Origin of the sequence: Pseudonocardia alaniniphila (assembly GCF_022524485.1) — a bacterium.
Lineage (GTDB): Bacteria > Actinomycetota > Actinomycetes > Mycobacteriales > Pseudonocardiaceae > Pseudonocardia > Pseudonocardia alaniniphila.
This window is the reverse complement of the sequence record NZ_JAKXMK010000009.1, coordinates 155,685-182,204: the sequence shown is the minus strand read 5'-3', so window position 1 is coordinate 182,204 and position 26,520 is coordinate 155,685. Positions and strand designations below refer to the sequence as shown.

The following is a 26,520-nucleotide window of genomic DNA, read 5'->3' as shown; positions in this document are numbered from 1 at the left end:
TGGCCTGGACAGCCTCGGCGTAACGGTTATCCTTCACCAGACGTCAGCCACGGACAACCACCATCTTTCCGCCGGCTTCGTTGGCCTCCATTACGCGATGTGCCTCGCGGATCTCCTCGAACCCGAATACGCGGGCGGGACTGGCGTCGAGCTTCCCGGCCGCCACATCCCGCGCGATGTCCTGGAGAGGGACATCCCACAGCGGAAAGCCAGGCGTCCCGAAGACGAAGCTGCCGAAGAAGGTCAGGTAGACCCCACTGGCCATCTGCAGGAGCGGGTTGAAGTCGGCGATCGGGTCGAGTCCGCCGAGCCACCCGGCCAGGCAGGCACGCCCACCTCGGCGCAGCATGGCGAGCGAATCGATGATCACACTGTTACCGACGAGGTCGAGCACCGCGTCGATCTGCTTGGCCTCGGCGATCCGCCCGGAGAGGTCGAGCGCCTCCAGTTCGCACCGCTCGACACCCAGCGCCTCCAACATGGCGAATCGATTCCGGTTGCGTGTCGTCGCGACGACACGCAACCCGGCATTGACAGCCATCTTGATCGCCGCTTGCCCGAAGGAGGACGTCCCGCCGCGGATGACCAGCAACTGGCTGGACTGGACTTCGAGATTGCGAAACAGGCAGGTCCAGGCGGTGGCATACGTCTCGGGAATGGCAGCCAGCTCGGCCCACGACAGCTCGGCGTCGATCAGCGCGACATTGGAGACCGGTGCCCGGGTGAACTCGGCATAGCTTCCGTTACGGGTACGTCCGAGCCCGCCCATGAGAGCGGCAACCTTGGCGCCGACGGGAAACTCACCGCCCGGACACGACTTCACGGTGCCGACACATTCGATGCCGCTCACCTCCGCAGCCTCGGCCCACTCGCCGCGCCGCATGTGTACTTCGGCATGATTCAAACCGAAGGCCTTGATGTCGATGACGACTTCGCCCGCCTTGGGTTCGGGCTCGGGGATTTCCTTGTAGACAAGACTGTCGAGACCACCGAACTTCTCGAGAACGATGGCACGCATGATCTTCCTCCAGGGGCCGGCGGCGGCGGACCCGGGCCAGCGTAACGCATGAGTAGGATCGCTGATGGCCATCGAAATCCCGCATGCGAATCTGATCAGCGCCCGGCGAGATCCATTCGAAATATCGCAGACACCCTTCGACAAGTCGCACGGCCACCCACGCCGCACTGTGGTAATCGTAATTCGAACCGCGCCGCTCGGAATAGAAAGAGCCGCATGCAGATCAAAAATTCCGGGCAAATCGGCGAACCGACGCCCTCATCGAGCCGACCGGGCCCACCGTCACCGCCGGGCCGGCCCGTGCCCACGCAGAAATCCGGCCACATCCCGTAGCCGGCCCCACGACCCCTTCCACGCTAACCACCCAACGAAGCTTGACAGGTTACATCGGCGACCCTACGCTCCTAACTACCATGCATAGTTTATGTGGTTAGCTGGACCGCCGGGCGTGACCACGGGAAGGAAGACCGCGATGCCACAGCGCCCAGCCGGAGCAGCACCCGATCGCGGGCGGGAGCACGTCGGAGAGACCGCTTCGACCGCCCGGGGCCCAGCTCTCGGACCCATCGTCACCGCCACCCAGGCGCAGGTACGTGGACAGGCGCTCACCGTCACGCCGGGCTTCGGCCCGCTTCCTGCCACCTACCTGCCGGCCACGCCGCTCAGCTCGTTTCGAGGCGGACGAGGGGGAACCGCCCGTCTCGGGGCACTGGCGTCGCGCGTGCTGCGCTCGATCGCCGGAGTCCGGCACCACCGTGCGTCGCAGGACGGATGTGCCGACGAAACCGCCCGGCGCCTGAGGTCGATCTCATGACGACCCTGCGCGCGCTCCAATGTCTCGTGGCATTGATCGACTCGGAATCGGTCACCGAGGCAGCGGCCATGCTGCACATGTCGCAGTCGGCGGTCTCACATCAGATCGCCGGCCTGGAGCGCGAACTGGGAACGCAGGTGGTCGAGAGACTGCCCCGCGGCGTCCGCCCCACCGCGGCAGGCCGGGCCGCGGCCAACGAGGCCCGCACCGCGCTGGAAGCCGCCGCTCGCGCGATCGAGACGGGCCGGCAGGTCGGCGGGGGACGTGCCGGCCGGCTCCGCATCGCGTGCAGCGAGACGATGACGGTCTGGCTACTGGCACCCGTCCTCAAGGACTGGAGCCGGCGAAGACCCGAAGTGCGCCTCGATCTCGCCGAGTTCACGAGCGCGGACCGGATGACGGAGCACATCGCCGCGGGCGAGTCGGACATCGGCGTCGGGCCACGACCCACGACCACGGCGGCTCGCATCGAGCTGCTCGGCCAGGAGCCGATGGTCGTGGTGGCTGCCTGCGGCCACCGGTTCGCCGCGAAGTCGTCGGTGTCGGTGATCGAGCTCGCCGACGAGCCGTTCGTCCATTACGACCCGGCCAACGGACTGTCGAAATGGTTGGACGAGTTCGCGGCGCAGCATCAGCTGAGCACGATGCCGGTGCTGCGCACCCGAAGCCCCCGGACCGCGGCGCAACTCGCCGCTTCAGGGGTGGGGGTAGCGATCGTGCCGATCTCCGCCCTGATGAGCCAGTCGGCGCGAATCGTCCGCCACCTGGATCCCGAGGTGCGCCGCGACGTGACCGTGCAGATCGGCAATCCCGCCGACTCGCTGGCGCAGCGGTTCGTCGCCGATCTCCGCCGCCGCGGCCTTCCTTGCTCGGAGGTCGCCGATCACAACTGCGAGATCAGTGCCTGATGGTGCGGCCAGGTCAGCCGGCCGCCTGGCTTCGCCGGTAGTGACGACGAACCTTCAGGCGATTGCCGCAGGCCTTCATCGAGCACCAGCGAGCGGAGTTGCCGTGGCTGCGATCGAGCAGGAACAGCCGGCATTCGGGGTTGGCGCAGGGTCGGAGGCGACCGGGCATCCGTTCCTGCAGGTGGCCCCAGGTGAGCAGCGCACGCGTGGCGAGGCGTCGGTCGTCGTCCACGTCGAGCCGCCAGCTCACCCCGTCGCCCGTCAGATCCGGACGAAGCCGGACGCCGCGAAGCGACGGCGCGAGCACCGCCACCGGCTCCTGGCCCCGCACCACAGCCTGCAGCCGGTCGCGAACCCGGCGCAGGCAGCCGATCTCCGCCCGCGAACCGCTGCCACCCCTGGCGAGAGCCCAGCGTTGCGCCTCGTCGTCGACGGCAAGCAGGTCCCGGCTTTCGTCCCCGACCACCGGCGTGCTGTTCAGGAGGTCGAGCAGCAACTGCTCGTCCCCGGAGTTCATCGAATGAACCACGCGGTGATCCTAACCATACGAAGGCGCTTGACAAGTTATGGACGGGCGTGTCTGCTGTCATCCGCCTAACCAGTCAAATGATGATGGGTAGTTAGTCATGTCTGACGTGTACCACCGCACCGCCACCGTGAACGGCCACCGGATCTTCTACCGCGAGGCCGGTCCCGCCGGCGCGCCCGTGGTCCTGCTCCTGCACGGCTTTCCCACCAGCTCGCGCATGTTCCGCCGCCTGGTCCCCGCGCTCGCCGACCGTTACCACGTCGTCGCGCCCGACCACCTCGGCTTCGGACATTCGGCAACGCCTGGAACCGACGAGTTCACCTACACCTTCGACGCGCTGACCGACCTCACGCAGGGCCTGCTCGACCAGCTCGGCGTCGATCAGTTTGCGATGTACGTGCAGGACTACGGCGCGCCCATCGGCTGGCGGCTCGCACTGCGCCGGCCCACGGCCGTCACGGCCATCATCAGCCAGAACGGAAACGCCTACGACGAGGGCTTCGTCCCGGACTTCTGGGCGGCGGTGTGGGCCTACGCCGAGAATCCCGGCCCCGCCACCGAGCCGGCCGTTCGTGGCGCGCTCTCCGTCGACGCCATCCGCTGGCAGTACCTCACCGGCGTGCCGGAGCCCGACCTCGTCGACCCGGATACCTGGCTGATCGACCACGCCGGGGTCGCCCGACCTGGGAACGACCAGATCCAGCTGGCCCTGTTCCGGGACTACGCGACGAACCCGCCCCTCTACCCCGCCGTGCAGGAGTACTTCCGCACGAGCCAGGTTCCGCTGCTCGCGATCTGGGGCGACGGCGACGAGATCTTCGGACCGGACGGGGCGAAGGCCTTCGCCAAGGATCTCCCCGATGCCGAGATCCGTCTCATCGAGGGCGGCCACTTCCTGCTCGAGAGCACCTTCGACACGGCGAGCAGGTACATCCGCGGGTTCCTCGGCCGCACCGCGGCCGCGATCACGTCCTGACAGCTCCGGCACCCTCGAAAGGACCCACAGCATCATGACCGAACCGCTGAAGGACCAAACCGTTCTGGTCGTGGGACGCGGTGGCGGCCTTGCCCGCGCTGTCGCACTCACCGCGCGTGACGCCGGCGCTCGTGTCGTGGCGGCCGGACGGCGCCCCGATGCCCTCGCCGCCGCCTACTCGGACGAGCCCGGCATCACCGTCGACACCGTCGATCTCAGGGACGAGCCCTCGATCATCTCGCTCGGAGAACGGCTGGGGACCCTCGACCACGTCGTGTCCACCGCATCGGCCCGCGCCCGTGGCCGCCTCGCGGAGCTCGACCGGGACGCGGTCCGGGCGTCCTTCGACACCAAGGTCATCGGTCCGCTCATGCTGGCCAAGCACCTTGCACCGCGGATCAACGACGGCGGCTCGTTCGTGCTGTTCTCCGGGGTGGCGGCCTTCAAGATCGCCGTCGGCACCCTGGCCGTCGCGATCACCAACGGCGCCGCCGACACGCTGACCCGCTCGCTCGCGCTCGAACTGGCGCCCATCAGGGTCAATGCGATCTCTCCCGGCGTGGTCGACACCGGCGCCTGGGACGCGCTCGGCGAGCAGCGCAAGACCGAGATGTTCGCGGACATGAGCGTTCGCAACCCGGCACGACGCATCGGCACGGCCGACGACATCGCCTCCGCCGTGCTGTTCGCACTCACCAACACCTTCCTCACCGGCGTGACGCTCGCCGTCGACGGCGGCGAGGTGCTCACCTGATCCGGAACCGATCGGAGGACCTCCCGATGGGCCTGTCGTGGCAGCAAGGACCGCTCTCGCCGGGAAGGGTCGGGCGTTTCCTCGTCCCCGACCCACTCCCCGACCGGCTGCTGTTCGCCGAGCCGTTGCGGCGACGGATGCGGGTGCGGCTCGGGGGTGAGTGGATCGCCGACAGCGAGGACGTCGTACTGCTGCACGAACCCGGCCGCTACCCCGTCGCCTACTTCCCGTTCGGCGACATCGCGCCCGAGGTGCTGAAACGGCTGGACACCGTCACCGACCATCGCGATCTCGGGCCGACGTCCTGGTTCGCGTTGCACACCACCGGAAAGACGGCGCAGCGTGGGGCGTGGCAGCACATCGGCCTGCCGGAACACGCGCGTGAGTTCGAGGGGCGGGTCGCATTCGCCTGGCGGGCGATGGACGCCTTCTACGAGGAGGACGAACGCATCCTCGGTCACGCCGCGGACGCCTACCACCGCATCGACATCCGCCACACGTCACGCCATCTGGTCGTTTGCCTGGGTGACCGCCCGATCGCCGACACGGCGGAACCCGTGGTCCTCTACGAGTCCGGGTTCGCCCCACGCTGGTACGTCCCGCGGGCCGACATCGACGAGACCGCCCTGACCCCCGTCGACGGCCAGACCTTCTGCCCGTACAAGGGACTGGCCGACTACTACGACATCGGCGAGGCCAAGCGTGCCGCGTGGTCGTACCGCGACGCGTGGTCCGAGGTCGCACGGGTGCGTGACCTGGTCTCGTTCGAGCCGGACAAGGTCACCGTTCTCCTCGACGGCACAGCGCTCGAGCTCGAACCCGGTCAGCAGGTCACTCCGCACGGCATCGACCGCGGGCTCACCATCGACGAGGTCGCCGCCGATCAGCCGCAGTGACGGTCACGGGACCGAATCACGCGCGGCGGATCTCAGCTTGATCTTGAACCGGCAGGCTGTTGTCGTGCGGTGGCGGCGAGGTCACGTCGGGGGTTCTGACCGGCCTCGTAGTGAGGAGCGGTGCCGGCGTTCTTGCAGTCGGGTGGGCGGCCTGGGCCGGGGCGTGTCGGTTTCGGTGGCCGTCCGGCTGGACGGTTGTCCCGCGGAGCTTCCGGAACCCGCGTCTGACCCGGGCCGCGTCGATGCCCCAGCCCGGCGGCCGAGGCTGCCAGCGCCGCCCCGATCACCGCCACGGTGTCCGCGCGGCGAGCGAGCACCAGCACCGGTAGCAGCACGTGAGCGCCCGGCGTCCAGTGCATCGTGAGCGCCGCGGCACGACGTGCACCGGGCCTTGACGACGACGCGCAGCCGAGGCCAACAATCCAGCCTGCTCCGGCGGTGCCACGTTCAGACCCCTTGGGGCACGCTGCGGGCACGATAGCGGTGCACAAACCCAGAAGGCCCCCGATCTCGCAGATCAGGGGCCTTCTGGCATGGTGGGCGATACTGGTGCTGGCGGTGGCTCGCGTTGCTGCACTCCGCTGATGTAGGCCTGCCCCTTGGCCTCCCACACTCGTCAAGGTCGTCCAGGACCGTCCATGCCGGGTCCTAACCGCCTGCAGCAGCACCGATGTGCGTCAATCAGGCGCTCGATTCGGACGACTGTTCTCACTGGGCGGTCCAGCCGCCGTCCATGGCTATGACGGCACCGGTGATGAACGCCGCATCGTCGCCCGCGAGGTAGGCCACCAACGACGCCGGCTCGTCAGGGGTCGCGGTCCGCCCGAGCGGGACAGAGGCACGGAACTTCTCCGACAGCTCCGGAGCGGACTCCCGCTCCGCCCACACCATCGGGGTCTCAGTGGTGCCGAGGGCGATCGCGTTGACCCGGACGTTCTGCGGCGCCAGCTCCAACGCGGCGGCCCGGGTCAACCCGATCACCCCGTGCTTTGCGGCAACGTACGAGCTCATCCCGCCGCCGGTGCCCACGATGGCCAGGACTGAGGCGTTGTTGATGATCGCTCCAGCGCCCCGGCGCAGCAGCGCCGGTGCCTCATGACGGATGGAGATGAAGACGGTGGTCAGCATGCCCTCGATGGCCGCGCGCCACGCATCCGTTGCGTGCTCCACGATCGGCGCGGGGACATCGTGGCTCGCCGCGTTGTTGAAGGCGATGTCCAGGCCGCCGAACCGCTCTTCCGCTACGCGGACGGCGTTGGCGACCTCGTCCTCGACCAAGATGTCGGTGCGGACGGCGAGCGCCGTGCCACCCGCCTCCTCAATCTCCCCGGCGACGCGCTGCAGCTCCTCCTCCCGCCGCGCGGCGAGCACGACACGCGCACCCTCTCGAGCGAGCGCCTTTGCCGTGGCCTCGCCGATCCCCGAACTCGCGCCTGTTACCAGTGCGACCTTTCGATCGAGCCGTGAGGCTCCATCTCTATTTCCCATATCAGAGAACGTAGCTCAGTGACACTGATTTCACCAGCTCAAAAAGAGGGGTAATTGCATTTCAGTTGTGTCCGTCACAGTCTTCTCGGCCCGGTATCACCCTCTGGCGCGGCGCACCTATTTTGAGGCCATGACAGAGGGCGGCCTCATCGACACGGTCGATCGAAGGGACTTTCCGGCGACACTGGAGCCGCGTCCATTGAATGCGGATACCGAGCGGTTTTACGCGCGCTTCATCTGCACCTGAAAGAACTCAATGGCTCGCGTAGTCGGTCCATTTCACTCCTGTTCGAGCTCCGGCGAGAACGAATACGAATAAGCCAGACTCTCGATGTCACAGCGCGCGCCCGGGTAGCGATTCCAGCACCACGTTCCACCGACATCTCAACCCGCCCCGAACACGCAGGTCACGCAGCCTGCAGAGCTGATAGAGCCCGGCCATGCCCGCGCCGACGACCCGACCACGGCATCGACCTTCTATGACTCATTCATCTGTACCCTTTCCATCGCAACCTTCTGGTGCCACGACCACGTCGCCTGCTGACCACCCCGGTGCCGCCGGACTGGTCACCGCTGCAGGAACCCGGCGTCCACCGGCAGCGACACGCCCGTGACGTAGCGGGCCTCCTCGGAGGCGAGCCACACGATGGCGTTGGAGATGTCCACCGGCTCGACCATCTCCACCGGCAACGCGTTCTGCAGGTTGACCGAGATACTGGCGTTGGAGAGCACCTGCTCCATGGCGTCGTTCATGATCATCGGCGTGTTGACGCCCGTGGGGTGCACGGTGTTGACCCGGATGAAGTGCGGGGCCAGCTCGTTGGCCAGGGTGCGCATCAGGCCGACGACGCCGTGTTTCGCCGTGACATAGTGCGCAATTCCGGCCATGCCCTTCGCGCCGAAGGTCGAGCTGGTGATGACGATCGAGCCGCCGTTGCCGGCCTCGATCATCGCGGGTATCGCCGCCTTCACGGTCTTCCACACGCCCGTGAGGTTGACCGCGATCATCTCCTCCCACTGGTCCTCGGTCATGGTCCAGGTGTTCTCCGCCATCCCGGCGATGCCGGCGTTGGCACACACCACGTCGAGGCGGCCGAACTCGCTCACGCCGTCGTCGACGAGAGCTTGCACGGCTGCAGCGTCGCGCACGTCGGCCTCCCGCGCGATGATCCGGCGGTCGAGGTCCTCGACGAGCTTGACCGTCTGCTCGAGGTCTTCCGCGACCGCCATCGGGTAGGGCACGGTGTCGAGCTGGCGGCACACGTCGAACGCGATGATGTCTGCGCCCTCCTGCGCCAGCCGCACCGCGTGCGACCGGCCCTGCCCCCGCGCCGCGCCGGAGACCAGGGCGACCTTGCCTTCGAGACGTCCTGCCATCGTGATCTCCTCCGTCGTCCTGGTCAGTCAGCGTTCGTGGCGTTCATGCCGGCGGCGACCGCCGGTGTGTTGCCGGCCTCGTCCGAGCACAGGAAGGCCATCGCGTTCGAGATGTCCGCGGTCTCGACCCACGGGATCGGGACCGAACTCATGTTCTGAAAGGCGGCGTCCTCGCGGGCCGGCTCCGCCCGACGATGCTCAGTAGACGATCAGGCCGCGGATGTTCTTGCCGGCGTGCATGTCCTCGAAGCCCTGGTTGATCTCGTCCAGGCCGTAAGTGGTGGTGGCCAGCTCGACCAGTTTCAGGTGCCCGTCGCGGTAGCGTTCGAGCAGTCGGCGGATGCGGGCGGTCGGGTTCGATGATCCGAACAGCGATCCTTTTGAGCTGCTTCTCCATCATGGTGAGCTCGGTGAGTGGAATCAGCGGGCCCACCTCCGTGAGGTCACCGAGGCCGGCCACAACCACGGTGCCTTGCTCGCGCATCGCGAAGAACGCTTCGGCGGCGATCTCGCCCGTCATCACGCCGACCGCCACGGTGGCCACGTCGCAGCCTTGGCCATCGGTGAGGCTCCTGGCGATCCCGTCGGCCCACGAGCATGTTGTCCACGTGTAGGTGGCGCCGAGCAACTCGGCCGCCTCCCGCTGTGAATGGCACCGGGTCGACCGCGATGGCGTTGACCGCGCCGGCGTGCACGGCTCCCTGTACCGCGTTAGCGCCGATCCCGACGCTTTCAATGATCACCGTGTCTCCCGGGCGGACGCCGGCGGTATTCACTGCTGACCCCCCGCCGGGGCCTACGCTGCGACGGCGCAGCGAAAGGCCGAGCACGAATAGGTCGCTGGAGCTGTTGACGATGGTGCCGCCGTCCCCGCAAGCATGGCGGCGATCTCGTATGTCATGGACAGCCACACGCCCTTGAGGTTGACCTCGATCGTGTGGTCCCAGACGTGCTCGCCCAGGTCCGTCAGCGGTCCGAACTGGCCTTCGACGCCGGCGTCGGTGAATGCGCAATCGAGCCTGCTGAACTGTGCCACGGTCTCCCGCGCCGCGCGCCCATGCTCGCCGCACTGGTCACGTCTGCCGTGATGGCGACCCCCCGACCATCACCGCGACCGTCGCGCCCTCGCGGGCGAAGGCGCCCGTCACGAGTACGACCTGGTTCTCGAACCATCCCATCACCCCCCTCGGCCACCGCTAAGACTGGTGCCACCATACCGGCGACGAAGCCGAGGCGTCCACCGGTTATAGTGGTGGATATGGTGGATCGGCGGACAAAACGGGACTTCCGGTTCCGGGACACCCGGCTGTGCTTCACGCTCCCGGCCACCCTTGGCGACCGCGGACTGCCGACGCCCTACGAGCGTCTGTCCGAGCCCGCCGACCTGGCGCGTTGGTGCGTGGAGGCGGGGCTGTTGCCGCGGCCGCCGGCCGTCACCGCCGAGGAACTGAACCAGGCTAGAGCGTTGCGCGAGGCGATCCAGCGGGTAGGCGAGGCCATCGTGGACGCGCGCGTGCCAGAGAAGGCCGACATAGCGAGGATCAACCGCGCGGCGGCCGTCGTTCCGCTTTCCCCGCAGCTATCTGATGATGCCGCGGAGTTCTCCTGGTCGGGCACCTCTCTGGGCAGTGCGCTGGCCGTGATCGCCCGGGATGCAGTCGAACTGTTCACCGGCTCGCTGCGTGGGCGCATCAAGATCTGCGCCGACACGTCCTGCGGTGGCCTGTTCGTCGATGAGTCGCGGCCGGGTCAACGCCGGTGGTGCTCGATGACCACCTGCGGCGACAAGGCCAAGAAGACCACCTACCGGGCACGACTGCGGACCAAGGGCAACGCCTGATCTTCAACCTCGGGCGGCCAGGCCGGGGGCGGTGGACGTTCGGCGTGTCACCGGGACATGGCACGACCACCGCCTGATCATCTTCGAGCTCGACGACGAAAGCGGTGGCCACGATGCTCCGTGTTGTGCGGCGGTCGATGTCAGTCCGTGGCTGCCCTCAGGGCCCCCCGATGACACCACCGCAGTCACCGCCAACCAGCTCGGGGCGGTGGTCGAGCGACTCGCCGCGGCGGGACACTGGCACGAGGGCGACCCGGACATGCTGATCGTGATGGACCCCGGATACGACGTGACCCGCCCCGGCCCAGGCCGCCCACCCGGCTCCGAGAACGCCAGCACCGCTATCCACTACGAGGTCGGTACGAACCCCCGACGTGACCTCGCCGCCACCGCCCGACAACAGCCTGCAGGTTGAAGATCAAGGTCAGAGCTTGCGCGAGTAGTCGATGGCCACCGACGGGACCGCCATCAGCAGGCCGGCGATGGCGAACATGATGAAGACCCCGACGAAGCTTCCGGACACCTGGACGATCACGCCGACCAGGATCGGAGCGAGGATCCCGGCCACGTTGCCCGAGAAGTTCATGGCCCCGGAGAGCCGGCCGACGTGCTGCGACGACGCGAGCCGCGCGGGAACGGACCAGTACAACCCGCCCCAGCGAAGGAAGAAGTTCGCCAGGCTGATCAGCAGGATCGCCGCCGCGGGTGTCGACACCGTGTTGACGAGGATGATCGCGACGGCGACCCCGACGCCGGCGAGGCCAAGCAGGGTGCGGAGCACGAGGTTGGCGGACGCGCCGGATCGGATCCACCGGTCCGCCACCTGGCCCGCGATCAGTTCGCCGACGAAGCCCGCGCCGAAGATGACGAACGTCCAGAGCCCGGTGATGCCGAACGAGACGTGCTGCACCTCGCTCACGTAGGACGGTGCCCACGTCAGCAGGCCGTAGACCACCGCGTCGTAGCCGAAGAACGCGATGAGCAGCAGCCAGGCACTGCGGAACCGGAAGTACCGCAGTGCCGACCCCCGCGCTTCGGGCTCTCGACCTTCCTCGGCATCGCCCTTTGCGAGATAGTCCGCCTCCTCACGCGTGATCATGGGGTGGGTGGCCGGGTTGTCCCGCATGAAGACCCAGGCGGCCACGCCGACCAGCACCGTGATCAGGCCGACGCCGGCGAACGCCAGCCGCCACGTGCCCAGCCAGACGATCAGACCCGTGACCAGCAGCCCGCCGAACGCCGTGCCCAGCGGGCCGCCGCCGTCGACGAGCGTGCTCCCGCGGGCGTGCTCGCTCTTGCGCAGCCAGCGCGTCAGCGACGCGTTGGCGCCGTTCTGCACCGGGCCTTCGAAGACGCCGAGGAGCATCCGCATGCCGATCAGCGAGGCCACACCGTTCGCGAGTCCGGTCAGTCCCTCGATGACGCCCCAGCCGAGCAGACTCCCGGTCACGACCTTGCGCGGCTTCAGCTTGTCCACCAGCCAGCCGCCGGGTAGCTGCATCACGGCGTAGGTCCAGCCGAACGAGCTGAGGACGACCCCCGTGATCGCCGCGTCGAGATGCAGGTCCTTGCTGATCAACGGCATAGCGATCGACAACGACGCGCGGTCGATGTAGTTGATGATCATGACGAGGACGAAGAACCCGAACATCCACCAGCGAAGGCCGGAGACGCGGATACCGGATGCCTGGGTACGGACTCCACTTCGAGTGCCCATGTGCACTTGTGAGAACCACCAGTTCTATCGCGTGACCGTCAGAGACGGAGGGATTCACCAGCCCGTGCGACCGCGATTCCGGGCGCATCTTCGGTGGTGGCGGGGTGCGCGAGGTCGAGTTCGACACCGAGATCGCGGATTCCGTCGGCGGCAGCTGCCTGCAGCCTGTCGTCGGTGATGATGCGGTCGAAACGGCGTAGCGGTACGACGTCGTACATGCCGAAGGTCCCGAACTTCGTGCTCGTCGCCAGGAGCACCGACTCCGAGGCACCGTCCAGGGCCGCGAGCTTGACCTCGACCTTGGCTTCGGCCGGCGTGGTGACCCCCCGGCTCAGATCCCAGGAGCTGGTGCTGATGAACGCGAGGTCGGTGTTCAGCTGCCGGAGCGTCTGGGCCGCCAGCCGCCCGACCGTGGATCGGTTGGTGTGGTCGAGACGCCCGCCGACATGGATCACGTCCACGTTCGTGGATCCGGTCAGGTCGTCGACGATGACGCAGTCGTTCGTGATCACGGTGATTCCGCGGCGTTCGCGGATGGCCGGGGTGAGGGCGCCGGTGGTCGTGCCCGCATCGAGGTAGATCGTCATGTCGTCGTGCAACAGGCTTTCGGCCCGCTGCGCGATGGCGACTTTCTCGGGACGCTCGGTGCCCGCTTTCGTGGCGAACGTCGGCTCCTCGCGCATGGAGCTCGCGTGGCGCACGCCGCCGGGCACCGAGTAGGCCCGGCCCTCCCGCTCGAGCACGACGATGTCGCGGCGCACGGTCATGTGGGAGACGCCGAGAAGCTCGGTGAGCTGAGCGACGCTGAGGACGGTGTCCCTGCGCAGCAACCGCATGAGCTTCTCGCGGCGCTGGTCGGGAATGAGATTCGTGTCCTTCTCGATCACTGCCCGGATTCCTTCTCCGAGGATTCCTTCCGTGCCGATTCCTTCTGGGCGGCGGCGTCGAGGCCGGGCGCGCCACCGAGCTCCCGGCGCAAGAGGCTGAGCCGCCGATAGGCGGCGTCCCGGTAGGCGAGCAGCGCCGGAACGTCCTCGCTGGGGATGTCGAGGAACCCGCGGCCGCTCTTGATCCCGAGGTTGCCCTCCTCGACCGTCTTGCGCAGCCGTTCCGGCGCGGCCAGCCGGTCGCCGTACTCGGCGGCCAGGCTGTCGTAGGAGGCGGCGTAGACATCAAGCCCGGCCATGTCCCCGATCGCAAAGGGACCGAAGAGCGCGAGCCGGAACCCGAAGGCGTTGCTCACGACGGTGTCGATCTGTGACGGGGTGGCCAATCCCTCGTCCACCATCCGCACGGCTTCCTTGTACAGCGCGAACTGGAGCCGGTTCGCGACGAAGCCGGGGCTGTCGGCGATCCGGGCCGGAACTTTGCCCGCCTCGGTGACCATCGCCTCGACACGGGCGATCGTGTCCTCGGACGTCCGCGCGGTCGCGATGAGCTCGATGGCGGGCACGAACGGCGCCGGGTTCATCCAGTGCACGCCGAGGAAGCGTTCGGGACGCTCGACGGACTCGGCGAGCTCACCGATCGGGATGGCCGACGTGTTCGTGCCGATCACGGTGTCGGCGCGGGCGGCCCGGGAGATCCGCCGCAGTGCGTCGGCCTTGACCTGTCGGTCTTCGAAGACGGCCTCCGTGACGTAGTCGACGTCTGCCACGGCCGACTCGATGCTGTCAGCGGCACGCAGCCGCTGTTCGAGGATCTCCACCGAGCCGGGGTCGAACAGGTCGGTCTGCACGAAGCGCCGCGCCTCGTCGAGGAGCCGGACGCGTGCGGCCTCCGCCTTGGCCGCATCGACGTCGCTCAGGACGACGTCCCGGCCGGACAAGGCGAGCACTTGAGCGATTCCGCCGCCCATGTACCCCGAGCCGACGACTGCCACCGTTCGGATGTCGGCGCCGGACTCGCTGGCTACGGGGTCGCTCGACATTCGGTCCACTCCTTCGGGGCTTCATGGGGCGACGTCATCGCGTCGTCACCAAGGACGCTAGCTCCGTATTCACAATACCGTCAACTCTGATAACGTTTCTTCACAGATGCGATCACGGCAATTCACATGATTCGGACAGGGTCGCGTCGAGAGGGGTGGACGTGCCGCACTGGGGCTGCATAGCCGACGACGTGACAGGGGCGACCGACCTCGCCACCAACCTCGTGTCCCGTGGCCTGCGCACGGTCGTGCTGCTGCAGCCGTTCTCCGATTCGGGCGTGCCGCTCGGGCAGGGGCGGCTGCCCGCGGAGGTCGACGACATCGACGCGATCGTGGTCGCGCTCAAGTCGCGCACCGCACCGATCGACGTCGCCGTGGCGCAGAGCCTGGCCGCGCTCGACTACCTGGAGTCCGTGGGCGCGGAGCGGATCTATGTGAAGTACTGCTCCACCTTCGACTCGACGCCCGAGGGAAACATCGGGCCGATCATCGACGCCGTGCTCGCGCGCACCGGCGAGACCCGCACGATCGTGGTGCCGAGCTTCCCCGACGCCGCGCGCACCGTGTACCGCGGTCATCTGTTCGTCGGCGACGATCCGCTGGACGAGAGCCCGATGCGCAACCATCCGTTGACCCCGATGCTGGACTCGTCGGTGCCGCGCCTGCTCACTCCGCAGACCACGGGACGCGTGGGCCTCGTGACGCTGCCGACCGTGCGCGCGGGTCGTGCCGAGCTCGCCCGGAGCCTGGAGGCGGGGCACGGCGACGGGCCGGTGTCACTGGTGGTCGACGCGATCGAGAACGAGGATCTGGAGACGATCATGGCGGCCGCGAGGCCACTGCGGGTGGTGACCGGCGGGTCGGGCCTTGCACTCGGAATGTCGCAGCGGGCCACGTCCGATGCGCGGCGGATTCGTGAGGTCGCGGGCCGTCGCGCGGTGCTCTCGGGCAGCGCCTCCCAGCGCACCCGCGAGCAGGTCGCCTTCGCTCGCGCACGGCTGCCGTGGTGGAAACTCGACGTGGACCGGCTCTCACGGGGTCTCGAGGACGCCGTCGAGGAGATCGCCCGCTGGGCCGCCGCTCGCTGGGCCGACGACCCCATGGCCATCCCGCTCGTCTACTCAGCGGATTCCCTCGACGACATCGACCACGACACGCCCGACGCAGCCGATCTCGTGGAGCGGGCCTTCGGTGCCGTCGCCCAGCGTCTCGTGGGGCTCGGCGCGGCACAGCTGATCGTGGCCGGTGGCGAGAGCTCGGGGCGGGTCATGGCCGAACTCGGTGTCGCCCAGCTGCGGATCGGCCCCGCGATCGCCCCCGGAGTCGCATGGAGCGAAGCCACGACGGCGACGGGCGCCCTGCTGAACGTCGCGTTGAAGTCGGGCAATTTCGGCGAGGTCGACATGTTCACCGCGGCGTGGCGCGAACTGGAACGGGGCACGAGCAAGTGAGCGACAACGGTTCTCGGACATTCGTGGACACGGAATCGATGCTCAGAAGGGAACTCGTGGTCGCCGCGGCGCAGCTCGCGGCTGCCGGCATGAGCCCAGGCTCGTCAGGCAACCTCAGTGTCCGGCACGACGACCGCATCATCATCTCGCCGACGGGTTCTGATCTCGGATCGCTCGACCCCGATCGGCTCTCGGTACTCGATTTCGACGCGACGCTGCTCTCGGGACCCGCGCCATCGAAGGAATATCCGTTCCACCGCGCCTTCTACCGTCGCGACGAGACGTTGCGAGCCGTCGTCCACGTGCACTCCCTCGCCGCCTCCGCGTGCTCGTGCCTCGACCCGTGGTCGCAACGCAGCGCGATCCCGCCGCTCACGCCCTATTTCGTGATGCGCGTCGGCCAGACGCCCCTGATCCCCTACGCCGATCCCGGCGATCCGGCGCAGGCCGACGCCATCCAGGCGTCCCGTTCACGTTTCCGGGCGGCGCTGCTGCAGAACCATGGCGCGATCACGGCCGGGCGCACCGTACGTGAGGCGCTGGAAGCGGTCGTCGAGCTGGAGCACACGTGTTCCCTGCTCCTGCAGCTCGGCTCCCGCCCGTTCCAGCTGTTGCCCCCGGAGGCCGCCGACCGGCTGGCGAAGAAGTACGACTCGCACTGGGGCTGACCCGCCCGCACGTCACATGACGTGCGACGCCCCTCCGTCCACGTTCAGCGCCGAACCGGTGATGTACCCGGCCGCGTCCGACGCGAGGAAGGCGATCGCCGCAGCCGCCTCCTCCGCCTGACCGGTGCGTCCCAACGGCACCCGGAAGTCGCGGGCGAGGTCCGCGTAGAACTCCTCCCGCGTGCGCCCGTCGTTTGCCGCACGCCACCGGCGATCGTTCTGGAGGCTCTCCACCACGCCGATGCAGACCACGTTCACGCGGATCCGATCCGACGCGACATCGCGGGACAACGCCTTCGCGTAGGCGAGCCCGGCCGCCCGCGACACCGACGTCGGGGACGACCCGGCTGACGGTTGCCGTCCGGCGATCGCCAGAACGCTCACCACCGCGCCGCCACCCCGTGCCCGCATCGTCGGCACCACCAGGCGCGCCATCCGAATGTGGGCCATCAGCTTCAGGTCCAGGTCGTACTGCCACGCGGCGTCATCGACCTCGGCCGCGTGCCCTCTCGCCGAGGTCCCCGCGTTGTTCACGAGGACGTCGATCCCACCGAACCGATCGACCGCGGCGCCGTGCAGCCCCACGAGATCGTCCGGATCCGTGGCGTCGCAGGGGACGCCCATGCACCGCTCGTCGTCGAGCGATGCCACCGCATCGGCGAGACGCTCCTTGTCGCGGCCACACACCACGACGCTGCTCCCCTCCGCGAGCAGCAACCTCGCGGTCGCGAGCCCGATACCCGCCGTACCGCCGGTGATGACAGCGACCTTGCCGGCCAATCCCAGTTCCACAGCCACACTCCCGGATCCGGCTTCCCGCCACTACCCGGCCGGCCCTGCGAGGGCGCCGAACCCGCGAGGCGGGAATTCATATTGTGAATAGACAGGCAATTCAATGAACCTTAGCCCACCGACGCATGGACGCCGGGAGATCGCGCGTGGCACGATTTCCGTCGACCCGCCGCCAGCGTCGGGCACGCGGCGAGGAGGTCGTGAGTGAGCGTCGTGCTCGGGTCGGGCGAGTACACGTACTGCGCACACGACGGGCAGTGGGGCGATCTGCCCGAGGGCTGGGAACTGATCGACGTTGCCGGGGTCGCGGTCGACGACCAGGACCGGGCGTTCGTCTTCAACCGCGGCGCGCACCCGGTGATCGTGCTCGACCGCGACGGCCGGTTCCTCGACTCGTGGGGCGAGGAGATCTTCACCCGGCCCCACGGTATTCATCGGGGTCCCGACGGCAACCTCTACCTGACCGACGAGGGCGACCACACTGTCCGCACGTGCACGCCCGAGGGGCAGGTCCTCCTCGAGATCGGGGTCGCGGGGCGTCCGGCGTCGTTCATGAGCGGCGAGCCGTTCCACCGCTGCACGCACACGGCGCTCTCGCCCAGCGGAGACATCTACGTCTCCGACGGCTATGGCAACGCGCGGATCCACAAGTACGCGCCCGACGGGAGACATCTCTTCTCGTGGGGCGCGTCCGGCGTCGGCGAGGGCGAGTTCAGCCTCCCCCACAACATCGCCTGCGACGCCGACGGCTGGGTCTATGTCGCCGACCGCGAGAACCACCGCATCCAGATCTTCGACGGCGACGGACGGTTCGAGACGCAGTGGCATGCGGTCCACCGCCCGAGCGCCTTCCATCTGACCAGCGGCCCCGACCCGCTCTGCTACGTCGGCGAGATCGGCACTCCGCTCGACTTCCAGCGCGGTGCGCCCAACCTCGGCCCACGGGTCAGCATCTTCACCCCCGGCGGGGAGCTGCGCGCACGGCTCGGCCGGGAGCCGAACCTCGGCACGGGCGCAGGTCAGTTCATCTCGCCGCACGGCCTGTGCGTCGACTCCCGCGGCGACATCTACGTCGGCGAGGTGTCCCACACCGGCTGGCCGAACGTCTTCGGCCCCGACCGGCCCCGTCCGCAGCCGCTCCGGGCACTGCAGAAACTGGTGAAGAAGGAGCCGAGTTGACCAGGAGCAACCCGCTCAAGGGGGTCGGTGGGTCCGGCCGCGTGCAGATCGGCACGTGGATCAACCTGGTCCGCAACCCCGCCGTGCTGACCTTGCTCACGAACACCGGCCTGGACTTTGCCCGGGTGGACATGGAGCACTCTTCTCCGTCCATCGAGACGATCGCGGACATGGCGGTGCTGGCGCGCGCGCTCGGCTTCCCGCTGGTCGTTCGCCCGCCCGCGGCCGATCGCGAGTGGGTCACCCGGCTGCTCGATGTCGGTGTCGTGGGCCTGCACGTCCCACAGGTCGACACCCCGGAGATCGCGCGTTCGGTCGTCGAGGCCGCCTACTACGCGCCGCTCGGGCTACGCGGGATGGCGGTGAACGGCCCGCACAACGACTTCCGCGCGGAGGCCGGGCTCGACGAGCTGAACGCACAGGTGCACATCACCGTGATGCTCGAATCACGCGAGGCGTTCCGGCATCTGGATGAGATCGTCGCGACCCCCGGGATCGACGCGGTGACCCTCGGGCCTGCCGACCTCGCACAGGAGTTGGGCGTGCGAGGCACACCCGACGAGGCCCGCGTGATCGACGAGCACCGGTCGCTGCTCCTGGACGCAGCGCGTCGTCACGACAAGGACGTCGCGATGCTGTTCGACACGGTCGAGCAGGCCCGCCCCTGGATCGAGGCCGGCATCCGGATCATCGCCATCGCCTCTGACGTGGCAGTGCTACAGAACGGCTACCGCGGCATCGTCGCGGGGCTGCGCGCCGGCACCGACGGTCACGGCGACGACAGCTCCGCACCAGCCCCCGACGTGATGGGATTCGAGCATGCCCGTTCTCGAGCACGGTGACGTCAAGATCCGCTACGACGAGTACGGCGCCGGATTCCCGGTGCTGCTGTTCGCACCCGGTGGCCAGCAGTCGTCGGTCGGGTTCTGGGAGCGCACCCCCTGGAACCCCATCGAGCACCTCTCCCCGCACTACCGCGTGATCGCGATGGATCAGCGCAACGCAGGCGGATCCACCGCACCGGTCAGCGCGTCCGACGGATGGCACTCCTACATGGACGACCACCTCGCGCTCCTCGACGCCCTCGGCATCGAGAAGTGCCACCTCCTGGGCATGTGCATCGGCGGCCCGTTCATCGTGCAGCTCGCCGAGTCGGTCCCGGACCGCATCGGCGCCGCGGTCGTCCTGCAGACGATCGGCCTCGACGGCAACCGGGAACTCTTCCACGGGACGTTCGACGCCTGGGCCGCCCGCCTCTCCGATCAGCACCCCGAGGCCGACGCCAACGACTGGAAGGGCTTCCGCTCGAACCTCTACGACGGGCCGCACATCCTCTACAGCGTCGCCGACGACGTCGTGCCTCGGCTCACCACACCGATGCTGGCGTTCCTGGGGAACGACGAGCCGCACCCGGCAAGTGCGTCACGGTTCCTCGCGGCGCACGCACCGAACACGCAGCTCGTCGAGAAGTGGAAGGAGCCCGACAACCACGCCGCGGCGCGTTCGGCCATCGAGGTGTTCCTCGCCGAGCACACGCCCTGAGCGCCCTCGGAGCCCTGCGCGAAACCCGTTGGCGGGCCACTGCGACCACTGCTACTTTCGCGGCGGCCGTGCGAGAAATCGAGGAGGTGGTACCCGTGAACGTATCGACATGGGTGCTTCCCTCCGGGTTCACGGTCGGGCGATAGGTCGTCCGGGAGCGCCGTTCACGAGCACTCCCGAAAGGCACGACCATGCGATTCACTTCCGAACAGCGCCTCGACGACGGTGTCCTCGAGCGCCGGTTCACCCTCGGTGAGATCCCCGGCATCCTGTGGACGCCCGGATCCGCATCCGCACCGGCCCCGCTGATCCTGGTGGGCCATCCCGGCGGACTGCACCAGATGTACCCCCGACTGGTTGCCCGGGCCCGGCACGCCGCGGCGGAGGGCTTCGCCTCGGCCACCATCGAGCTCCCTTGGAGCGGTGACAGGCCCCGTTCCGCGGCCGCCGAGGAGGCCCGCGCCGACCTGCGCCGGGCGCTGCAGGCCGGAGAGCCGGTCGACGGCGGGATCGTCGACCGGCTCGTCCTGCCGCTGGTCGAGACGGCGGTCCCGGAATGGCGGGACACCCTGGACGCCCTCCTTCCGCTGCCCGAGATCGGCGACCGGGTCGGGTACGCGGGAGGGGTGATCGCCATCGGCATCCGGCTGGCGGTGGTCGAGCCGCGTATCTCGGCCGCCCTCCTGTTCGCCGGGAGTTTCGTACCCCGCATCCTGTTCGAGGATGCCCGGCAGGTGACCATTCCGCTGCAGGTGCTGCTGCAGTGGGACGACGAAGGAAACGACCGGCAGATGGCCCTGGACCTGTTCGACGCCTTCGGCACCACGGAGAAGACGCTGCACGCCAACACGGGCGGGCACACCGGCGTCCCGCAGTTCGAGGGGGACGCCGGGAGCCGGTTCTTCGCCCGGCACCTGACGTGAGGCCGGGCCGTCGGGCCGGCCGCAGCCGATAGGAGCTGTCGACCAGGTCATCAAGCCCACGGCCGATCGGGAACTCGATGAAGCCGTCGCCGGGGCGCAGCTGGGCCCCAGATGTGTCGTGTCCAGAGCTCCGCCGACGCGACGGCTCATCGAGGCTCCCTGTGGCTCATCGCAATGCGGTGATCGACCGATCACCTTTCGCCGGGACGGCTACCGATTGTTGACAACTTCGTTGCCGATATCAGCCGACGGAGTTATGCTCCGTTCGCACCACAGTGGGTTGCGATATCGCTCGCACTCGGACGAGGAGCGGGTCGGCCGCAGGTGGGCCGGGCCGGGCCGGACGTGATCGTGAAGTGGCCCTGTCCCGGCACCAACGACGACGCGACGGTGTAGGGCACGGAGTTCGGCGCCCGCACACCGAGAGCTGGATCGTGACCGCCGGCCGACGCCGGGGGCGGTCGCGTCGGGGCCTTCCCCTACCAACTGCATGCCGCGTTCGACACAACGAGGTGGACGACGATGGTTCTGTTGCTCGCGCACGTCACGAACCACGGCTTCGGCGAGGATCGCCCTCGGGGTGATTTCGTCGCACCATACGGTGCGGTGGGCCGCTGGCGGTGATCCACCTCCACTGCGCCGACCTGGCGGCCGACGCCGCGCCCACATGCAGCGAGATCCCGACCCCCGGCGATGACAGATAGACCGTCGGCGTCGATCTGACCGTCCAGAAACTCCACCCGGGCCGCGTTCGCCGTCCCCGACTTGCTCCTGAAAATCGCCGGACCGGAGATCAGGGGCGGGCTGCGGCACCTGAATCGGGACACATTCCCCCACCGTTCGGGCTCGACGGATGAATTCGTCGAGACAGGCGCGTTTCGGATGCGGCCGATCCGGTCGCCCACTCACAGCAAAGGAGCTGTGCTGACATGGGTAGGAGAATTCGCACCTCGGTCGCGGCGACCGCTGCGGTCGCCTGTCTCGCCCTGCTCGCGGCGTGCGGCGCGATCGGTGCCGCCCCGAGCGAGCAGGGCGATCGCATCGTGGCCACGAATCCGTACGGAGGGGATCCCGCCACCGAGGGCGAGCCCAAGAGCGGCGGGACACTCGTGATGGGAACCGACCGCGAGGTGGTCAGCTTCGACACGACAGTGCAGAACGCCAACCAGGCGGCGATGGCTGTCTACGACTCGCTGCTCAAGCTCGCATCCGACGGCACGCCGGAGCCGTACATGGCCGAGTCGATGGAGTCGCCCGACAACGGGGTGACCTGGCGGCTCGGCCTGCGGCCCGGCGTGATGTTCTCCGACGGCACCCCGCTGGACGCGAACGCGGTGATCGTGAACGTGCAGCGGCACGTCGACAAGGTCTCATCGCCCGGTCACCTCTACACCGAGCCGATCGCGTCGATGCGGGCGGCGGACCCGCTGACCGCCGAGTTCACGTTGAAGCGCGCGTTCGGTCAGTTCCCCATGGCGTTCGCCCTGGGCTTCAACGGCGGCCTCGGCGCGATCATCTCACCGGCGGCGCTGCAGCAGTACGGCGACGACATCGGCAGCCACCCCGTCGGAGCCGGCCCGTTCGTGCTCAGCGAGTGGACGCGGGACTCGAGGATGGTCCTGAACCGCAACCCGAACTACTGGCAGGCGGGCATGCCGTACCTGGACGCGTTGGAGTTCCGGCCGTTGCCCGACACGGAGACCCGTTACGCCTCGATCGAGAACGGCGACGTCGACCTGATCTTCGGCGGCTACCACACCGAGCTGGTGCGCGCCTTGGACAGCCCGAACCTGACCGTCTTCTACGGGCCGGGGCATGGCGCCGAGTGGATCTACTTCAACCACACGCGGCCCCCGTTCGACGACCACCGGATGCGCGAGGCCGTCGTGCGCGGCATCGACCTGGACGCGCTCGCGGCCACCCAGTTCCGCAACCGGATGACCCGCGCCGACGGGTACTTCGGGTCGGACAGCGAATACCAGACCCCGGAGGCCGCGGCGGCGTGGCCGGCGACCGACATCGAGCGGGCGAAACAGCTGGTCGAGGAGTACAAGGCCGAGGGCGGCACCACGACCGTGTCACTGAAGACGACGAACGCACCGAACAGGGTGGCCTTCGCGGAGTTCCTGCAGGCCCAGATGGCCGTGATCGGCATCACCGTGCAGCCGGAGTTCTATGACCTCGCGCAGTTCGCCGGCACTGTCGTGCAGAGCCGCGACTTCGACCTGGCCAGCTTCGTCGGCGGCCCGGTCGACACGCCGTACCCGAGCGCGTCGAACATCTTCCGCACCGGCGGCAACGCCAACTACGGCGGCTACTCCAACCGGCAGATGGACGCGCTGCTCGACCAGGCGGCGACGACCACCGACGAGGCCGAGCGCACTCGGCTCTATCAGCAGGTACAGCTCCTGTCCAACCAGGACATCGTCGACGCCTGGTACAGCCGGGGCTACCTGTCCACCATCGCCAAACCCGAGGTCAAGGGCGTGGTGCGGTACCTGAACCGCACCCAGTTCTACGCGACGACCTGGCTGGACCGCTGACAGGTGTCACGCCGCCTCGGGGCGCCGGCCGGGCCGGCACCTCGGGGCGGTGCTGCATCCCGAGTGGGGTCATGCGTGGTGGACGGCGTGCCTCGCCTCGTACCAGGTGTCGCCGACCGGCTCTCCCGCCATGTTCCAGCTCCACGAGTCGGTGGGACTGATGCGGATGTACAGGCCCGGCCCGACCATTCCGGTCCGCTCCACCGGTTGATCGGCTCGCCCGTAGATCCGTATCCCACGTGCGATGAACGGTTCGAAGGACACCATGTCGTCGACCACCAGCGCGACTTTCCGGTTCCCGGCGCGGACGTTGCGGAACTTCCGCGTCCGTTCGACCGACGCCCCGGATCCACCCACCCAGAAGATCTCCCCGTCGAACTCGAATGCGAGTGGGACGACGTCGGGCTGCCCGTCGGCGGAAAGCGTGGAAACCCGGGCGAGCGGTTGGGACCGTAGGTAGGCGATCTCTTCCTCGGTGAACGACATGCGGTGGCTCCTCTCGGGAAGATGCTCACAGTGTGTACGAACCGCATGCGTGGAGATCGACCCCATCGGTCGCAGAGGATCAGGCGCCGACTCGCAACGCCGTGACCACCAGCGCCGTGTACCGCATCGTGAAGCCGCCCCCGAACGAGTCGACGGCGGCGCCGGTGCCCGTCAGCACCTCCTGTAGCTGGGCGGGCGGGAGTTGGGTGTGCAGGCCGGTGGTCGGCACCTGGTCCAGCCATTCGTCCCGCGTGTAGGTCTGCTGCCAGTCGAATCGCCACTCCTCGGGCTCGCCGAACGCCCCCGCCCCGCGGATCCCGTCGGCCGCCATGGCGCCCATCGCCGAGTACCCGTCGATGGCCGACATCGTCGGCCTGCGGGCGGCAGGCGAGTCGGGCAGCACCCGGCGGTAGACCTCGGCGAAGGATTCCGCCAGTTCGGGCGGTGGCTCGGCAGCATTCCAGAACACGGCCAGGCGGCCACCGGACCGCAGCGCCTGCGCGGCCTTGACCGCTCCCGCGGCCGGGTCCACCCAGTGCCAGGTCTGCCCGGAGACGACCGCATCGAACTCGCGACCTACCGGGTCCCAGGCTTCGAACGCCGCCACCTCGACGTCGAGCCCCCGCCGTCGCGCGAACTCGGCCATCCGCGCGTCGACGTCGACCCCGAGCACCGTGCAGCCGGCCGCTTGGAACTGCCGGGCTGCGATGCCGGTGCCACAGCCGACATCGAGGACGTCGAGGCCGGGACTGGCGGCGACGATGCGGTCGACCATGGCTTGGGGGTAGCGCGGCCTGGCCCGGTCGTAGCGCTCGGCGTCGGTGCCGAACGACTCCGCCATCTGTCGGTGGTGGTGAGGCTCGCTGCCGGGAGAGGGCGCTCCCGCCGAGGCTAGAGTGGGCATCTGCCCACTCTAGTGGGCACATGCCCACTCAACGAGGGATGCACGGTGCCGACAGGTGTGGCCCTCCACGACGCGCGTGATCAGTTGTTCGACGCCGCCGAGCGCGTGTTGCTCCGGGACGGACCGAACGCGCTGACCAGCCGGGCGGTCACCACGGAGGCCGGCTGCGCAAAGGGAGTGCTGCATCGGCACTTCGCCGACTTCGACGCGTTCCTCGCCGAACTCGTGCGCAACCGCGTGGCCCGGATCGACGGGCAAGCCGCTGCCCTGCGGGCATCCGCCGGGACGGGCACCGTCGCCGACAACGTCGCCCGCGCCCTGACCGACCTGTTCGGATCGGTCGCCGTGGCGATCGTCGGGCTCATCATCTCGCGGGACGATCTGCGTGCCCGGCTCCGCCGGACCACGCCGACCGGCATCCCACTGCTCACCGAAGCCACGGCCATGATCGCCTCCTATCTCGCTGCCGAGCGCGAACTGGGCCGCATCACGGCGAACGCCGACGTCGACACGCTCGCCCCCACGCTGATCGGGGCCGGACACCTGCTCTTCGCCGACCGGAAAGGCACACCGCCGGAAGCGGGCGCCGTCGACAAGGTCGTTGCCTCGGTCATCGCCGGCGTCGTGCGAGAACAGCAGCCATAACCGCCAGTCGGCGCTCGCCCCATTCGCGCGCAGATCAGGCCGATCTCATTAATGCCCTGTCGCCGCCGCAAAGCACAGATGCTTGACGACCATTCGGCACGTGCTACTCTCCGTTATCAACAATACGGCCGGCGGTCGGGTTCTGATATACGTACCGTGAGGGGATGGCCGACAACCCGTGTCGGGACGGGTGGTCCAGGGCAATTGATCGAGTCGGCGATGCAGTGCGGCCGATGCGCCGACCATCGCCGGTGGATCTCTGACGTATCGGAGGACGTGTGGACGAGAACGTCGAGGACGTGCGCCGACGTCAATTCCTCAAACTGTCCGGCGTGGCCGGGCTCGCCGTGGCTCTCGGCGGCTTCGGCACACCGGCCGGCGCGGCGGCGCCCACGGCCCTCCAACCCAACCTGTGTGGCTCCGACACGGATACCGGGCCCAGGGTCTTCATCTGGGCGGAGCGCGCCAAAAAATGCGGGGAAGCGTACCGAGATCCGAAGAAACCTCCGCCGCCATCGTATTGCCTGATAGGAGGCAGGCGCGATGTCGTGCTGCACGGCGGCGGCTCGACCACGCACGACTTCCTCCTGGTTCCCACCACCCGCGTTAAGGGAATTGAGTGCCCACTACTGTTGGGCGATGCCGGGAGACAATACTGGGAGGACGCCTGGAACTACGCGCAGCCGGGAGCCGGCCCTGGAGCGGTGACGTTCCCGGCCGGCCAGCTCGCACTGGGAGTGAACGCGGCACACACGACCAGAAATCCGCCAACACCTGTTCGCAAGCAAGACCAGCTGCATATTCACATGGCCGGCATCGAGCAGAGCCTGGTCAACCAGTTGACGCCCATCAAGAGTGGCGTCAAGCAGTGGAGATCGACGATCATTGATGTCGATTACGGCGGAAGGAAGTACGCTCTTCGGGGATTTCGCGCTCCGAGCTTCAACGAGAATTTCTTCAAGCTCCTGCACGACGAGGTCGTGAAGCCGGCGGGCGAAGACATGGCAACCCAGATGATCATCGTCACGAAGGCTGGCAACGACTGGTACGTCTTGAACAGCAATGGCGCTGTGCGCGGGCCGAACAACAGCGGTGGAACGAGCGCCTGCGACGGGCTGCTCGTCTACGCGTGAGATCCAT

The 26,520-nt window shown here is 68.3% G+C and carries 29 protein-coding genes; 17 read left to right on the top strand and 12 right to left on the bottom strand.

What is annotated here, in order from left to right:
- Window positions 1-43 precede the first annotated feature (43 nt).
- Window positions 44-1,018, bottom strand: a complete 975-nt coding sequence (locus MMF94_RS12035; protein WP_241036447.1) for a zinc-binding alcohol dehydrogenase family protein — start codon at window positions 1,016-1,018, stop codon at window positions 44-46.
- An 810-nt stretch (window positions 1,019-1,828) separates the two neighbouring features.
- Between MMF94_RS12035 and MMF94_RS12030 the strand changes: the two genes are divergently transcribed.
- Window positions 1,829-2,740 (top strand): LysR family transcriptional regulator, encoded by a 912-nt coding sequence (locus MMF94_RS12030; RefSeq protein ID WP_241036446.1) that lies wholly within the window; start codon window positions 1,829-1,831, stop codon window positions 2,738-2,740.
- Window positions 2,741-2,753: 13 nt separating this feature from the next.
- On the opposite strand, the gene MMF94_RS12025 is transcribed toward MMF94_RS12030, so the two are convergent.
- Window positions 2,754-3,269, bottom strand: a complete 516-nt coding sequence (locus MMF94_RS12025) for a CGNR zinc finger domain-containing protein (protein WP_338104195.1) — start codon at window positions 3,267-3,269, stop codon at window positions 2,754-2,756.
- Window positions 3,270-3,366: 97 nt separating this feature from the next.
- Between MMF94_RS12025 and MMF94_RS12020 the strand changes: the two genes are divergently transcribed.
- From MMF94_RS12020 to MMF94_RS12010, 3 genes are read left to right on the top strand one after another with little or no spacing between them, the layout of a single operon-like run.
- Window positions 3,367-4,245: an alpha/beta fold hydrolase gene (locus MMF94_RS12020; protein ID WP_241036445.1), complete on the top strand. Its 879-nt coding sequence runs from the start codon at window positions 3,367-3,369 to the stop codon at window positions 4,243-4,245.
- Between the two features lie 34 nt (window positions 4,246-4,279).
- Window positions 4,280-4,999 (top strand): SDR family oxidoreductase, encoded by a 720-nt coding sequence (locus MMF94_RS12015; protein ID WP_241036444.1) that lies wholly within the window; start codon window positions 4,280-4,282, stop codon window positions 4,997-4,999.
- Window positions 5,000-5,025: 26 nt separating this feature from the next.
- Window positions 5,026-5,895 (top strand): DUF427 domain-containing protein, encoded by an 870-nt coding sequence (locus tag MMF94_RS12010; RefSeq protein WP_241036443.1) that lies wholly within the window; start codon window positions 5,026-5,028, stop codon window positions 5,893-5,895.
- A gap of 708 nt (window positions 5,896-6,603) precedes the next feature.
- Here the strand turns inward: MMF94_RS12010 and MMF94_RS12005 are convergent.
- On the bottom strand, window positions 6,604-7,383 hold the full coding sequence (locus MMF94_RS12005) for an SDR family NAD(P)-dependent oxidoreductase (RefSeq protein ID WP_241036442.1): 780 nt from the start codon (window positions 7,381-7,383) through the stop codon (window positions 6,604-6,606).
- Between the two features lie 67 nt (window positions 7,384-7,450).
- Between MMF94_RS12005 and MMF94_RS12000 the strand changes: the two genes are divergently transcribed.
- A complete protein-coding gene (locus MMF94_RS12000) occupies window positions 7,451-7,630 on the top strand; it encodes a hypothetical protein (protein WP_241036441.1) in 180 nt (59 codons plus the stop codon).
- 320 nt (window positions 7,631-7,950) lie between these two features.
- On the opposite strand, the gene MMF94_RS11995 is transcribed toward MMF94_RS12000, so the two are convergent.
- Both MMF94_RS11995 and MMF94_RS43320 read right to left on the bottom strand, forming a co-directional pair.
- Entirely contained in the window at window positions 7,951-8,760 is an 810-nt protein-coding gene (locus MMF94_RS11995; protein WP_241036440.1) for a mycofactocin-coupled SDR family oxidoreductase, read from the bottom strand.
- Window positions 8,761-8,783: 23 nt separating this feature from the next.
- A complete protein-coding gene (locus MMF94_RS43320; RefSeq protein WP_277398703.1) occupies window positions 8,784-8,912 on the bottom strand; it encodes a hypothetical protein in 129 nt (42 codons plus the stop codon).
- A 188-nt stretch (window positions 8,913-9,100) separates the two neighbouring features.
- Here MMF94_RS43320 and MMF94_RS11990 point away from each other — a divergent pair, with 188 nt between their 5' ends.
- Complete coding sequence (locus MMF94_RS11990) at window positions 9,101-9,409, top strand: hypothetical protein (protein ID WP_241036439.1); 309 nt, start codon at window positions 9,101-9,103, stop codon at window positions 9,407-9,409.
- 147 nt (window positions 9,410-9,556) lie between these two features.
- On the opposite strand, the gene MMF94_RS11985 is transcribed toward MMF94_RS11990, so the two are convergent.
- Window positions 9,557-9,796 (bottom strand): Rossmann-fold NAD(P)-binding domain-containing protein, encoded by a 240-nt coding sequence (locus tag MMF94_RS11985; RefSeq protein ID WP_241036438.1) that lies wholly within the window; start codon window positions 9,794-9,796, stop codon window positions 9,557-9,559.
- Between the two features lie 222 nt (window positions 9,797-10,018).
- Between MMF94_RS11985 and MMF94_RS11980 the strand changes: the two genes are divergently transcribed.
- Window positions 10,019-10,600: a CGNR zinc finger domain-containing protein gene (locus MMF94_RS11980; protein WP_241036437.1), complete on the top strand. Its 582-nt coding sequence runs from the start codon at window positions 10,019-10,021 to the stop codon at window positions 10,598-10,600.
- A 31-nt stretch (window positions 10,601-10,631) separates the two neighbouring features.
- Window positions 10,632-11,015 (top strand): hypothetical protein, encoded by a 384-nt coding sequence (locus MMF94_RS11975; RefSeq protein WP_241036436.1) that lies wholly within the window; start codon window positions 10,632-10,634, stop codon window positions 11,013-11,015.
- Window positions 11,016-11,024: 9 nt separating this feature from the next.
- On the opposite strand, the gene MMF94_RS11970 is transcribed toward MMF94_RS11975, so the two are convergent.
- The 3 genes from MMF94_RS11970 to MMF94_RS11960 are packed head-to-tail and all read right to left on the bottom strand — an operon-like array spanning window position 11,025 to window position 14,247.
- On the bottom strand, window positions 11,025-12,317 hold the full coding sequence (locus MMF94_RS11970; protein WP_241036435.1) for an MFS transporter: 1,293 nt from the start codon (window positions 12,315-12,317) through the stop codon (window positions 11,025-11,027).
- A 38-nt stretch (window positions 12,318-12,355) separates the two neighbouring features.
- A complete protein-coding gene (locus MMF94_RS11965; protein ID WP_241036434.1) occupies window positions 12,356-13,204 on the bottom strand; it encodes a DeoR/GlpR family DNA-binding transcription regulator in 849 nt (282 codons plus the stop codon).
- Window positions 13,201-14,247, bottom strand: coding sequence for a 3-hydroxyacyl-CoA dehydrogenase family protein (locus MMF94_RS11960; RefSeq protein ID WP_241036433.1), 1,047 nt, complete (start codon window positions 14,245-14,247; stop codon window positions 13,201-13,203). Before MMF94_RS11960 ends, MMF94_RS11965 begins: the two co-directional genes overlap by 4 nt.
- 23 nt (window positions 14,248-14,270) lie before the next feature.
- On the opposite strand from MMF94_RS11960, the gene otnK reads away from it, so the two are divergent.
- Together otnK and MMF94_RS11950 are read left to right on the top strand one after the other, a co-directional pair.
- On the top strand, window positions 14,271-15,698 hold the full coding sequence (gene otnK, locus MMF94_RS11955) for a 3-oxo-tetronate kinase (protein WP_277398702.1): 1,428 nt from the start codon (window positions 14,271-14,273) through the stop codon (window positions 15,696-15,698).
- 38 nt (window positions 15,699-15,736) lie between these two features.
- Window positions 15,737-16,366 (top strand): class II aldolase/adducin family protein, encoded by a 630-nt coding sequence (locus MMF94_RS11950; RefSeq protein WP_241036431.1) that lies wholly within the window; start codon window positions 15,737-15,739, stop codon window positions 16,364-16,366.
- A gap of 12 nt (window positions 16,367-16,378) precedes the next feature.
- Here MMF94_RS11950 and MMF94_RS11945 read toward each other — a convergent pair whose 3' ends face one another.
- Window positions 16,379-17,158, bottom strand: coding sequence for an SDR family oxidoreductase (locus MMF94_RS11945; RefSeq protein ID WP_241036430.1), 780 nt, complete (start codon window positions 17,156-17,158; stop codon window positions 16,379-16,381).
- A 204-nt stretch (window positions 17,159-17,362) separates the two neighbouring features.
- Between MMF94_RS11945 and MMF94_RS11940 the strand changes: the two genes are divergently transcribed.
- The 5 genes from MMF94_RS11940 to MMF94_RS11920 all read left to right on the top strand — a co-directional run bounded on the left by MMF94_RS11940 (window position 17,363) and on the right by MMF94_RS11920 (window position 23,345).
- Window positions 17,363-18,337, top strand: coding sequence for a peptidyl-alpha-hydroxyglycine alpha-amidating lyase family protein (locus tag MMF94_RS11940; RefSeq protein WP_241036429.1), 975 nt, complete (start codon window positions 17,363-17,365; stop codon window positions 18,335-18,337).
- On the top strand, window positions 18,334-19,179 hold the full coding sequence (locus MMF94_RS11935; protein ID WP_241036428.1) for an HpcH/HpaI aldolase family protein: 846 nt from the start codon (window positions 18,334-18,336) through the stop codon (window positions 19,177-19,179). The genes MMF94_RS11940 and MMF94_RS11935 overlap by 4 nt, the downstream gene beginning before the upstream one ends.
- Window positions 19,157-19,879 carry an alpha/beta fold hydrolase gene (locus MMF94_RS11930; protein ID WP_241036427.1) on the top strand — a complete coding sequence of 241 codons (723 nt, stop codon included), beginning with the start codon at window positions 19,157-19,159 and terminating at the stop codon, window positions 19,877-19,879. The genes MMF94_RS11935 and MMF94_RS11930 overlap by 23 nt, the downstream gene beginning before the upstream one ends.
- 191 nt (window positions 19,880-20,070) lie before the next feature.
- Window positions 20,071-20,802, top strand: coding sequence for an alpha/beta hydrolase (locus tag MMF94_RS11925; RefSeq protein ID WP_241036426.1), 732 nt, complete (start codon window positions 20,071-20,073; stop codon window positions 20,800-20,802).
- A gap of 929 nt (window positions 20,803-21,731) precedes the next feature.
- Window positions 21,732-23,345 carry an ABC transporter substrate-binding protein gene (locus MMF94_RS11920; protein ID WP_241036425.1) on the top strand — a complete coding sequence of 538 codons (1,614 nt, stop codon included), beginning with the start codon at window positions 21,732-21,734 and terminating at the stop codon, window positions 23,343-23,345.
- Between the two features lie 69 nt (window positions 23,346-23,414).
- On the opposite strand, the gene MMF94_RS11915 is transcribed toward MMF94_RS11920, so the two are convergent.
- Window positions 23,415-23,831, bottom strand: coding sequence for a PPOX class F420-dependent oxidoreductase (locus MMF94_RS11915; protein WP_241036424.1), 417 nt, complete (start codon window positions 23,829-23,831; stop codon window positions 23,415-23,417).
- Window positions 23,832-23,910: 79 nt separating this feature from the next.
- Window positions 23,911-24,672 carry a class I SAM-dependent methyltransferase gene (locus MMF94_RS11910; RefSeq protein ID WP_241036533.1) on the bottom strand — a complete coding sequence of 254 codons (762 nt, stop codon included), beginning with the start codon at window positions 24,670-24,672 and terminating at the stop codon, window positions 23,911-23,913.
- A gap of 108 nt (window positions 24,673-24,780) precedes the next feature.
- On the opposite strand from MMF94_RS11910, the gene MMF94_RS11905 reads away from it, so the two are divergent.
- Window positions 24,781-25,380 carry a TetR/AcrR family transcriptional regulator gene (locus MMF94_RS11905; protein WP_241036423.1) on the top strand — a complete coding sequence of 200 codons (600 nt, stop codon included), beginning with the start codon at window positions 24,781-24,783 and terminating at the stop codon, window positions 25,378-25,380.
- Between the two features lie 278 nt (window positions 25,381-25,658).
- Window positions 25,659-26,513 (top strand): CDP-diacylglycerol diphosphatase, encoded by an 855-nt coding sequence (locus MMF94_RS11900; RefSeq protein WP_241036422.1) that lies wholly within the window; start codon window positions 25,659-25,661, stop codon window positions 26,511-26,513.
- Window positions 26,514-26,520 lie beyond the last annotated feature (7 nt).

What these genes read in the sequence shown, in the direction of transcription:
- MMF94_RS12035 (WP_241036447.1), bottom strand. Translation starts at nt 1,018, where the DNA reads ATGCGTGCCATCGTTCTCGAGAAGTTCGGTGGTCTCGACAGTCTTGTC.
- MMF94_RS11980 (WP_241036437.1), top strand. Translation starts at nt 10,019, where the DNA reads ATGGTGGATCGGCGGACAAAACGGGACTTCCGGTTCCGGGACACCCGG.
- MMF94_RS11920 (WP_241036425.1), top strand. Translation starts at nt 21,732, where the DNA reads ATGGGTAGGAGAATTCGCACCTCGGTCGCGGCGACCGCTGCGGTCGCC.
- MMF94_RS11925 (WP_241036426.1), top strand. Translation starts at nt 20,071, where the DNA reads ATGCGATTCACTTCCGAACAGCGCCTCGACGACGGTGTCCTCGAGCGC.
- MMF94_RS11990 (WP_241036439.1), top strand. Translation starts at nt 9,101, where the DNA reads ATGCGGGCGGTCGGGTTCGATGATCCGAACAGCGATCCTTTTGAGCTG.
- MMF94_RS11950 (WP_241036431.1), top strand. Translation starts at nt 15,737, where the DNA reads ATGCTCAGAAGGGAACTCGTGGTCGCCGCGGCGCAGCTCGCGGCTGCC.
- otnK (WP_277398702.1), top strand. Translation starts at nt 14,271, where the DNA reads ATGGGGCGACGTCATCGCGTCGTCACCAAGGACGCTAGCTCCGTATTC.
- MMF94_RS12015 (WP_241036444.1), top strand. Translation starts at nt 4,280, where the DNA reads ATGACCGAACCGCTGAAGGACCAAACCGTTCTGGTCGTGGGACGCGGT.
- MMF94_RS11995 (WP_241036440.1), bottom strand. Translation starts at nt 8,760, where the DNA reads ATGGCAGGACGTCTCGAAGGCAAGGTCGCCCTGGTCTCCGGCGCGGCG.
- MMF94_RS11915 (WP_241036424.1), bottom strand. Translation starts at nt 23,831, where the DNA reads ATGTCGTTCACCGAGGAAGAGATCGCCTACCTACGGTCCCAACCGCTC.
- MMF94_RS11970 (WP_241036435.1), bottom strand. Translation starts at nt 12,317, where the DNA reads ATGGGCACTCGAAGTGGAGTCCGTACCCAGGCATCCGGTATCCGCGTC.
- MMF94_RS43320 (WP_277398703.1), bottom strand. Translation starts at nt 8,912, where the DNA reads ATGAGTTCGGTCCCGATCCCGTGGGTCGAGACCGCGGACATCTCGAAC.
- MMF94_RS11910 (WP_241036533.1), bottom strand. Translation starts at nt 24,672, where the DNA reads ATGGCGGAGTCGTTCGGCACCGACGCCGAGCGCTACGACCGGGCCAGG.
- MMF94_RS12005 (WP_241036442.1), bottom strand. Translation starts at nt 7,383, where the DNA reads ATGGGAAATAGAGATGGAGCCTCACGGCTCGATCGAAAGGTCGCACTG.
- MMF94_RS12020 (WP_241036445.1), top strand. Translation starts at nt 3,367, where the DNA reads ATGTCTGACGTGTACCACCGCACCGCCACCGTGAACGGCCACCGGATC.
- MMF94_RS11930 (WP_241036427.1), top strand. Translation starts at nt 19,157, where the DNA reads ATGCCCGTTCTCGAGCACGGTGACGTCAAGATCCGCTACGACGAGTAC.
- MMF94_RS12010 (WP_241036443.1), top strand. Translation starts at nt 5,026, where the DNA reads ATGGGCCTGTCGTGGCAGCAAGGACCGCTCTCGCCGGGAAGGGTCGGG.
- MMF94_RS11960 (WP_241036433.1), bottom strand. Translation starts at nt 14,247, where the DNA reads ATGTCGAGCGACCCCGTAGCCAGCGAGTCCGGCGCCGACATCCGAACG.
- MMF94_RS12030 (WP_241036446.1), top strand. Translation starts at nt 1,829, where the DNA reads ATGACGACCCTGCGCGCGCTCCAATGTCTCGTGGCATTGATCGACTCG.